The sequence below is a fragment of the Spongiactinospora gelatinilytica genome, assembly GCF_003236385.1.
GTDB classification, from domain to species: domain Bacteria; phylum Actinomycetota; class Actinomycetes; order Streptosporangiales; family Streptosporangiaceae; genus Spongiactinospora; species Spongiactinospora gelatinilytica.
Map to the genome: position 1 here is coordinate 1 of NZ_POUA01000059.1, position 9,058 is coordinate 9,058.

The following is a 9,058-nucleotide window of genomic DNA, read 5'->3' on the forward strand; positions in this document are numbered from 1 at the left end:
GTGGGGCGGGTGGAGGAGGTCATTCCGCCGCATGAGCTGGCCGAGCGGCTTGCCGCCGTGCAGCCCGAGTGGCCCGCCGCGTTCGGCGCGTTCCGTCCCCGGGCGCTCGACTGTGCCGCGCTCAAGTGCGTGGCGCTGACCTTCGACGACGGCCCCTACCGGTACACCGCCAGGCTGCTCGACGTACTGGCCGAGCACCAGGCCAAGGTCACCTTCTTCGTGGTCGGCCGGATGGTGGCCGCCGGCGGCGCGACCAAGTTGCGCCGGATGGTGGCCGAGGGCCATGAGGTGGGCAACCACACCTGGGACCACGCGATGCTCACCGACCTGCGCAGGCCCGGGATCGAGGCGGAGCTGCGCAGGACGCAGCAGATCGTGCGCAGCGCCACCGGCACCCGGATGCGGATCATGCGCCCGCCGTACGGCGCGACGAACCACCTGGTGGCGCGGGTGGCCCGGGGCCACGGCCTCGCGCAGATCCTGTGGGACGTCGACACGGTCGACTGGCGGGACCGCCGCCCCGGCCTGATCGCGCGGCGCGCCGTCGCCGCCCCGCCGGGGACGATCGTGCTGCTGCACGACATCCACCGCACCACGGTGGAGGCGGCCCCGCGCATCCTGACCGACCTCGCCCGGGCCGGCTACACCTTCGTCACCGTCTCCGAACTCCTCGGCGACAGACTGCCCGGCGCCGGTCGCCTCTACCCCGACCGCAGCGAACGCGAACTCAGGAACGCCGCCGACCGCTCGGCGACCGGCCGCTCATAGCGTCACCCGCCGCGCTTGGCGCGGGCGGCCATGCGCCCCCGGGTCGGCGCGTCGAGGATCACCTTGCGGATGCGCACGTTCTCCGGCGTGACCTCCACGCACTCGTCATCGCGGATGAACTCCAGCGCCTGCTCCAGCGTGAGCGCGCGGGGCGGGATCACCTTCTCGGTCTCCTCCGAGGTGGAGGCCCGCATGTTGGTGAGCTTCTTCTCCTTGGTGATGTTGACGTCCATGTCGTCGGCCCGGGAGTTCTCGCCGACGATCATGCCTTCGTAGACGTCGGTGCCGGGCCCGGTGAACAGCGAGCCCCGCTCCTGAAGGTTGAGCATCGCGAACGCCGTCACCGACCCCGCCCGGTCGGCCACCAGCGAGCCCGTGTTGCGGGTGCGCAGCTCGCCGAACCACGGCTCGTAGTCGTCGAAGACGTGGTGGACCAGGCCGGTGCCCCGGGTCTCGGTCAGGAACTCGGTACGAAAGCCGATCAGCCCCCGGGCGGGCACCAGGAACTCCATCCTGATCCACCCGGTGCCGTGGTTGGTCATCAGCTCCATGCGGCCCTTGCGGACCGCCAGCAACTGGGTGACCGCCCCGAGGTACTCCTCCGGGCAGTCGACCGTCAGGCGCTCGACCGGCTCGTGCACCTTGCCGTCGATGACCCGGGTGACCACCTGCGGCTTGCCCACCGTCAGCTCATAGCCCTCGCGGCGCATCTGCTCGACCAGGATGGCCAGCGCCAGCTCACCGCGCCCCTGGACCTCCCAGGTGTCGGGCCGCTCGGTGGGCAGCACCCGCAGCGAGACGTTGCCGACCAGCTCGCGGGCCAGCCGGTCCTTGACCATGCGGGCGGTGACCTTGGCCCCCTTGACCCGCCCGACCAGCGGCGAGGTGTTGGTGCCGATGGTCATCGAGATGGCCGGCTCATCGACCGTGATCAGCGGCAGCGGGCGCGCGTCGTCGGGGTCGGCCAGCGTCTCGCCGATCATGATGTCCGGGATGCCGGCGATGGCGATGATGTCGCCGGGGCCGGCCTCCTCGGCGGGCTTGCGCTCCAGCGCCTCGGTCATCAGCAGCTCGCTGATCTTGACCTTCTCCACCGAGCCGTCGGTCCGGCACCAGGCGACCTGCTGGCCCTTCTTGATCGTGCCGTGATGGACCCGGCACAGCGCGATCCGGCCCAGGTAGCTGGAGGCGTCGAGGTTGGTGACGTGGGCCTGGAGCGGGGCGGCGGGGTCGTAGACCGGTGCGGGGATGGTCTCCATGATCGTGGAGAACAGCGGCTCCAGGTCCGGTGAGTCGGGCATGCCGCCGTCGTTCGGGCGTACCATTCCGGCCCGCCCGGCCTTGGCCGAGGCGTAGACGATCGGGAAGTCGATCTGCTCCTCGGTCGCGTCGAGGTCGAGGAACAGCTCGTAGGTCTCGTCCACGACCTCGGCGATCCGGGCGTCGGGACGGTCGACCTTGTTGACGCACAAGATGACCGGCAGCTTGGCGGCCAGCGCCTTGCGCAGCACGAACCTGGTCTGCGGCAGCGGCCCCTCGGAGGCGTCGACCAGCAGGACCACGCCGTCGACCATGGAAAGGCCGCGCTCGACCTCGCCGCCGAAGTCGGCGTGGCCGGGTGTATCGATGATGTTGATGGTGACGTCACCGTGTCGTACCGCGGTGTTCTTGGCGAGAATGGTGATGCCCTTCTCGCGTTCGAGGTCGCCCGAGTCCATGACCCGGTCTTCGACGTCCTGGTTGGCCCGGAACGCTCCGGACTGCCAGAGCATGGCGTCCACCAGCGTGGTCTTGCCGTGGTCGACATGCGCGATGATCGCTATGTTCCGCAGGTCGTCGCGGCTCTGCATAGGCATGATGGAGTCTCGCTCTGTATCGGGAATCGGCCGCGGGACCCTTGCGGCAGCACTATTTTAGTTGATCCTGACGCCCCCTTCGGTGTGTCCTCCCACACCCGGGCGACCTGCGCCGACGCGGGCCTTCCTACACTCGACCCCATGCCGCTCGCCCCGCACTTCCGCGCGATGCTCCGCACCAAGGACGGCGTACGGATCGACGCCGCGCACACACCCCCCTACGATACCCCCCGGCCGGCGGCCGACCTGGGCGTCGTGCTGGCGCACGGCTTCACCGGCGGCTGGCGGAACGGCACCGCGCGGCGCATCGCGCACGTGTTCAGCGCCTTCGGCGGGGTGGTGTGCTTCGACTTCCGCGGGCACGGCAGGTCCGGCGGCAGCTCCACGGTGGGCGACCTGGAGGTGCTGGATCTCGACGCCGCCGTCCGCCACGCCAGGCGCATCGGCTATCGGCGGCTCGCCGTGGTCGGGTTCTCGATGGGCGCGGCGGTCGCCGTACGGCACGCGGGGCTGCACGGCGGCGTGGACGCGGTGGTCGCGGTGAGCGGCCCCGGGCGTTGGTACTACCGGGGCACCCGGCCGATGCGGCAGGTCCACTGGGTGATCGAGCGGCCGTTCGGCCGGTTCCTGGCCCGCGCCGCCAAGCGGACCAGGATCGCCCGCGGCCCGTGGGACCCGATCCCGCTGTCGCCGCACGAGGCCGCCCCGCTGATCAGCCCCACGCCGCTGCTCGTGGTACACGGCGACCGGGACGCCTTCTTCCCGATCGAGCACGCCCACCAGCTCTACGGGGCCGCCCGTGAGCCGAAGGAGCTGTGGATCGAACCCGGGTACGGCCACGCCGAGACCGCCGCCACCCCAGGGCTCATCCGGCGCATCGGCGGATGGATCCGGACGACTCTTACCGAGGCTTGAACAACCCGGACGGTTCACCCCACTTCCCTGCGGCAATCCTCACAGGGTTCACCGGGGGAGTGCCGATGCGAAGCATCTACGTTGCGGGGGTCGGCCCGAAGGCCGGGCGCGACCTCGTCGAGCTCGGGCTGATGGAACTGCTGTCGCACCGCGTGGAGCGGATCGCCGTGTGCCGGCCGATCGCCTGCGCGGGCGATGGCGACGATCATGGCGTGGAACTGCTCCGCAGCCGCTACCTGGTCGCCGGCTATGCCCGTGGGATGACGCGGGAGGAGGCCGCGGAGGTCCCGGAGGAGAAGCTGGTCGCCCGGCTCGCCGACGGCGTGCGGACGGCCGGTGAGGGCTGTGCCGCGATGCTGGTGCTGGGCTGCGGGGAGCGGGCCGTACCGGGCCGGCCGGACCTGGACGCCGAGCTGGCGGCCGAACTGGACGCGCCGGTGGTCGCGGTGGTGGCGGCGGGCGGCATGCGGGCCGAGAAGGTCGCCGCGGCGCTGCGGGCCGCGCACGCGTCCTTCGCCAGGCACGGCTGCCGGGTGCTCGCGATGATCGCCAACCGGGTCACCTACGCCGGGTCCATCCCGGCCGACCTGCCGGTGCCCTGGTACGTCATCCCGGAGCACCCGCGCCTGGCCGCCCCCACCGTACGGCAGGCCGCCGAGGCCACCCGCGCCACGCTGGTGCAGGGCAACGCCGAGGGCCTGCTGCGCGACGTGCTCGGGTACGTGTTCGGCGGCGCCAGCCTCCCGATCTTCCTTGACCACCTGCGCGAGGGCGCGCTGGTGATCTCGCCGGGCGACCGGGCGGACGTACTGCTCGGCGCGCTGGCCGCCGGGGCGGCCGGGACCGCGCGGCCCGCCGGGGTGGTCCTCACGCTCGGTGAGAAGCCGCCGCCCAACGTGCGCGGCCTGACCGCGCGGCTGGCGCCCGAGATCCCGGTGCTGTCCGCGCCCCCCGACAGCTTCACCGCCGCCGCGATGCTGTCCGGCCTGCGCGGCCGGATCACCCCGGACAACCCGCGCAAGGTCGAGACCGCGCTCGGGCACTTCACCGCGCACGTGGACACCTCGGCCCTCGCCGCCCGGATGGACCTCGTCCCCGACGGCGGGGTCACCCCGAGGATGTTCACCCACCGGCTGGTGGTGCGGGCCGCCGCCGTGCGCCGGCACATCGTGCTGCCCGAGGGCTGCGACGAGCGCGTCCTGGCCGCCGCCGACACGATCGTGCGGCGCGGCATCGCCGAGGTGACCCTGCTGGGCCAGAAGGACGACGTCCGGCGGCGGGCCCGGGTGCTCGGGCTGGACCTGCACGCCGTACGGGTCATCGACCCGGTCACCTCGCCGCTGCGGGAGACTTTCGCCGAGACGTACGGCATGCTGCGCGACCACAAGTCGGTGAGCCACCGCAGGGCCAGGGACGTGCTGACCGACCCCGTCTTCTTCGGCGCGATGATGACGCAGGCGGGCATGGTCCACGGCATGGTCACCGGCGCCACCCATCCCACCGCGGGCACGCTGACCGCCGCCTTCCAGATCATCAGGACCGCGCCGGGCACGCGCGCGGTCTCCGCGGTCTCCTTCGCCTGCCTGCCGCACCAGGTGCTCGTGTACGGCGACTGCGGGGTGCACGACGAGCCCGACGACGCCCGGCTGGCGGAGATCGCCATCGCCTCGGCGGTCACCGCGGAGCGCTTCGGCATCGAGGCGAGGGTCGCGATGCTGTCCTATTCGGCGGGGCCGTACGGGGCGGGCGCGGACGCCGACAAGGTCCGCAGGGCGACCGAGCTGGTCCAGACCCGCGCCCCCGGGCTGCCCGTGGAAGGTCCGATCCACTTCGACGCGGCGGTGGACGAGCGGGTCGCGGCCGTGAAGGCGCCGGGGTCGGCCGTGGCCGGGCGGGCCACCGTGCTGGTCTTCCCGGACCTGGACAGCGCGGAGAGCGCCTGTACGGCCGTACGGCGGTCGGCGGGGGGCCTGGTCATCGGCCCCATCCTGCAAGGACTGCGGCAGCCGGTGAACGACCTGCCGCGCAACGCCACCGTGGAGGAGATCATCGACACGGTGGCGATCACGGTGATCCAGGCTCAGGGCGGTATCCGTAGAAATACCGATCAATAACACCGAACCTTTTCGGCGTTATGGACGTCTACCTTCAGCGTACGGAACGACTCCTCCGGGCGAACCCCGAACGGTGACCGCGCCGCCTCAGCGGCCCGTCGGGGCGATCCTTGAGGGGCCGGGGGTCCGGGCCCAGCGTCGCGGGGGCGCGCTGGGCAGGGCTCGCCGGGGTGCCGTACGGCGGCGCGCGGATCTGTCACAGGTTCCGCGCGCCGCGTTCGTACCTCTCTGTCACTGATTCCGCACCGAATTTGCCTCTCCTCAATTCGGACAAACAGCGCTAAACTTCCCCAAACCTCTTCAAAGGGTGCGCTGGTTCCCCCGTTCTTGTGGCAGGCCCAATGATCACCTTCTATAGTTTCGGTGCGTCTGCGCGGAAGTCGTTCCGAGGGGAGGATGGCGTGAGATCAGGCCGCCGTCCCTTCGCATTCGCGACCGTCCTCACCGCCCTGATCCTCACCACCACCTTCTCTGGCGCGGGTGCCGCCGTCGCCCCCAAGCCGAAACCCCAGGCCGAGCTCAAGAAGCTCACCCAGCAGGCCGCTTCGCTGAACAAGCGGTACCGCGGCCAGATCCAGGACCTTGAAGAGATCCGGGTCCAGGCCAAGAAGGCCAACGACCGGGCGGGCGGCCTCAAACGCGAGCTGGCCGGGGCGGAGCGCGAGGTCACCGAGATCGCGCAGACCACCTACATGGGCGGCTCGCTGGACGCGGTCCAGCTCATCGGGGCCGGTGACGTCTCCTCGGTGCTCGGCCCCGCCGCCATGGTCTCCCACCTGTCCAGCGAGCGGGCGCGCAAGCTGGGGCGGGTCCAGGAGCTGATCGCCGACTCCAAAAAGGCCCGGCAGCAGGCCGACCAGAAGATCGACGACCTGAAGGAAGAGATCGAGCTGCTGAAGCGCAAACGCAGGTCGATCGAGCGGCTGCTGGCCAAATACGGTTTCCAGACCCCGTCGGGCGGCGACGGCCTCACCGCCCGCATGGTGTCGATCCGCAACGCCATTCTCGCCGAGTTCCCGATGCCCTACGGTTACGGCTGCCTGCGCCCCGGCGACCCCGGCGAACACGGCAGCGGCCGGGCCTGTGACTTCATGATGAGCCGGGGCACCATGCCGGGGCAGATCGACAGCGAACGCGGCGACGCCCTCGCCCAGTGGTGCATTAAGAACGGCCCGCGACTGGGCATCATGTACATCATCTGGAAGCAGCGCTACTACGATGTGCGCACGGGCGCCGGATGGCGTCCCATGTCGGATCGCGGCGGCATCACCGCCAATCACTGGGACCACGTGCACGTTTCGGTCTTCTAGTCACGTCGTGGCCCGCGGGCGCTCCTGGCTATTGTTGGTCACTTTCCGCCATGGATCTCGGCGCAACAGACATGATTGGTCCATGACAAACGTCTCCGGAGAAACATTGCGTCGCCGCCCGGCCCAACGGCGCAGTGTCGAACGCGTGGAACGAATGCTCGACGAATGCGCGCGCCTGCTCGACGAACACGGCTACGACGCGCTCACCACCAAGGAGGTCGCCCGGCGCGCGGGCGTGCCGATCGGCACTTTCTACCAGTTCTTTCCCGACAAACAAGGGCTGGTCAGAGCCCTTGCCCTGCGAAATCTAGAGGCCTTCCTCGAACGGATCGCCGCCGAACTCGCCACCGCCGACCTCTCTCACTGGACCGACGTGGCCGATCTGGCCATCGACGAATTCGTCGAGATGAAAAGGAGCACACCCGGCTTCTCCGTCGTCGACTTCGGCGAGGTGCTCACCGCCCCGGGCGGCCCGGTACTGCGCGGTACCGAGCGGATGCTCGACGCCGCGCTGGAGAACAACGCCGTGGTGGCCGACCGGCTGCGCGCCCTCACCATCGAACGGCTGGGCGCTCCGCCGGGACCGAACCTCGACCGCGCGTTACTGGTCGCCGTCGAGGCCGCGGACGTGGTGCTGAAACTCGCCTTCCGGGTCCGCCCCGGCGGAGACCCTGACCTGATCGCCGAGTGCAAGCACCTGGTCCGGTGCTACCTCTCCGGCCACCTGCCATGACGGCCCGTTCCTGAACGGTCCGCCGATCCGTGCCCTGACCTCGCCGTCGAGCCATAGCTCCGGCGCGCCAGGGAGACCCCCACGATCGGCGTCCCCGACATGTCAGCACCGCCCACGCGGGCCGCGCCGGAAGGCGGCCGCCTTCTCCTCCGGCGCGGGCCCACAGCCACGGATCCCGGCGACCGTCAGACCTCCTCGACGCTGCTCGGCTCCCGCCGGGACAGATCGATGCCCAGCTCCTCTGCCGCGCGGAAGACGTCTTCGTCGGTGTCGCGCAACTCGATGGACCCACCGTCGGCGGAGAGCACCTCCACGTTGAGGCACAGCGACTGCATTTCCTTGATCAGCACCTTGAAGGATTCCGGGATGCCCGGCTCGGGGATGTTCTCGCCCTTGACGATCGCCTCATAGACCTTCACCCGGCCGGCCACGTCGTCGGACTTGATGGTCAGCAGCTCCTGCAGCGCGTAGGCCGCGCCGTAGGCCTCCAGCGCCCACACCTCCATCTCGCCGAACCGCTGCCCGCCGAACTGCGCCTTACCGCCCAGCGGCTGCTGGGTGATCATCGAGTACGGGCCGGTGGAACGCGCGTGGATCTTGTCGTCCACCAGGTGCAGCAGCTTCAGGACGTAGATGTAACCGACCGAGATCGGCTGTGGGAACGGCTCGCCGGAACGCCCGTCGAACAGCCGCGCCTTACCGGTCCGCTCCACCATCCGGTCACCGTCGCGGTTGCGGGCGGTGCTGCCGAGCAGCCCGATGATCTCCTCTTCGCGGGCGCCGTCGAAGACCGGAGTGGCGACCTTGGTACGGGGCCCGACCTCGCCGAAGCCCTTGTCGCGCAGCCGCTCGGCCCACGCCTCCTCGACGCCGTTGAGGTCCCAGCCGCGGGCGGCGATCCACCCCAGGTGGGTCTCCAGCACCTGGCCGACGTTCATCCGGCCGGGCACGCCCAGCGGGTTGAGGATGATGTCCACCGGCGTGCCGTCCTCCAGGAACGGCATGTCCTCCACCGGCAGGATCTTGGAGATCACGCCCTTGTTGCCGTGCCGGCCGGCCAGCTTGTCACCATCGGTGATCTTACGCTTCTGCGCCACGTGTACCCGGACCAGCTCGTTGACCCCCGGATGCAGATCGTCGCCGTCCTCACGGGAGAACACCCGCACCCCGATCACCGTGCCGTGCTTGCCGTGCGGCACTTTCAGCGAGGTGTCGCGGACCTCCCGGGCCTTCTCCCCGAAGATCGCGCGCAGCAGCCGCTCCTCCGGGGTCAGCTCGGTCTCACCCTTCGGTGTCACCTTGCCGACCAGGATGTCGCCCGGCACGACCTCGGCGCCGATCCGGATGATCCCGCGCTCGTCC

7 protein-coding genes are annotated in these 9,058 nt (G+C 70.5%); 5 read left to right on the forward strand and 2 right to left on the reverse strand.

Annotated features, from left to right (window positions below):
• On the forward strand, positions 1-768 hold a 768-nt coding region (locus tag C1I98_RS10380; protein ID WP_111166952.1), incomplete at its 5' end, for a polysaccharide deacetylase family protein.
• A gap of 2 nt (positions 769-770) precedes the next feature.
• Here C1I98_RS10380 and typA read toward each other — a convergent pair.
• The gene (gene typA, locus C1I98_RS10385) at positions 771-2,624 is read right to left on the reverse strand and encodes a translational GTPase TypA (protein ID WP_111166953.1); all 1,854 of its coding nucleotides are present in this window, start codon (positions 2,622-2,624) and stop codon (positions 771-773) included.
• Positions 2,625-2,765: 141 nt separating this feature from the next.
• On the opposite strand from typA, the gene C1I98_RS10390 reads away from it, so the two are divergent.
• The 4 genes from C1I98_RS10390 to C1I98_RS10405 all read left to right on the forward strand — a co-directional run bounded on the left by C1I98_RS10390 (position 2,766) and on the right by C1I98_RS10405 (position 7,696).
• Complete coding sequence (locus tag C1I98_RS10390; protein ID WP_111166954.1) at positions 2,766-3,539, forward strand: alpha/beta hydrolase; 774 nt, start codon at positions 2,766-2,768, stop codon at positions 3,537-3,539.
• A 65-nt stretch (positions 3,540-3,604) separates the two neighbouring features.
• On the forward strand, positions 3,605-5,653 hold the full coding sequence (gene pta, locus C1I98_RS10395) for a phosphate acetyltransferase (RefSeq protein WP_111166955.1): 2,049 nt from the start codon (positions 3,605-3,607) through the stop codon (positions 5,651-5,653).
• Positions 5,654-6,054: 401 nt separating this feature from the next.
• Positions 6,055-6,963 (forward strand): coiled-coil domain-containing protein, encoded by a 909-nt coding sequence (locus tag C1I98_RS10400; protein ID WP_233507670.1) that lies wholly within the window; start codon positions 6,055-6,057, stop codon positions 6,961-6,963.
• 82 nt (positions 6,964-7,045) lie between these two features.
• Positions 7,046-7,696, forward strand: coding sequence for a TetR/AcrR family transcriptional regulator (locus C1I98_RS10405; RefSeq protein ID WP_111166956.1), 651 nt, complete (start codon positions 7,046-7,048; stop codon positions 7,694-7,696).
• A 185-nt stretch (positions 7,697-7,881) separates the two neighbouring features.
• On the opposite strand, the gene C1I98_RS10410 is transcribed toward C1I98_RS10405, so the two are convergent.
• Positions 7,882-9,058, reverse strand: a 1,177-nt coding sequence (locus tag C1I98_RS10410; RefSeq protein WP_497844530.1) for a DNA-directed RNA polymerase subunit beta, incomplete at its 5' end; no start/stop codon positions are given.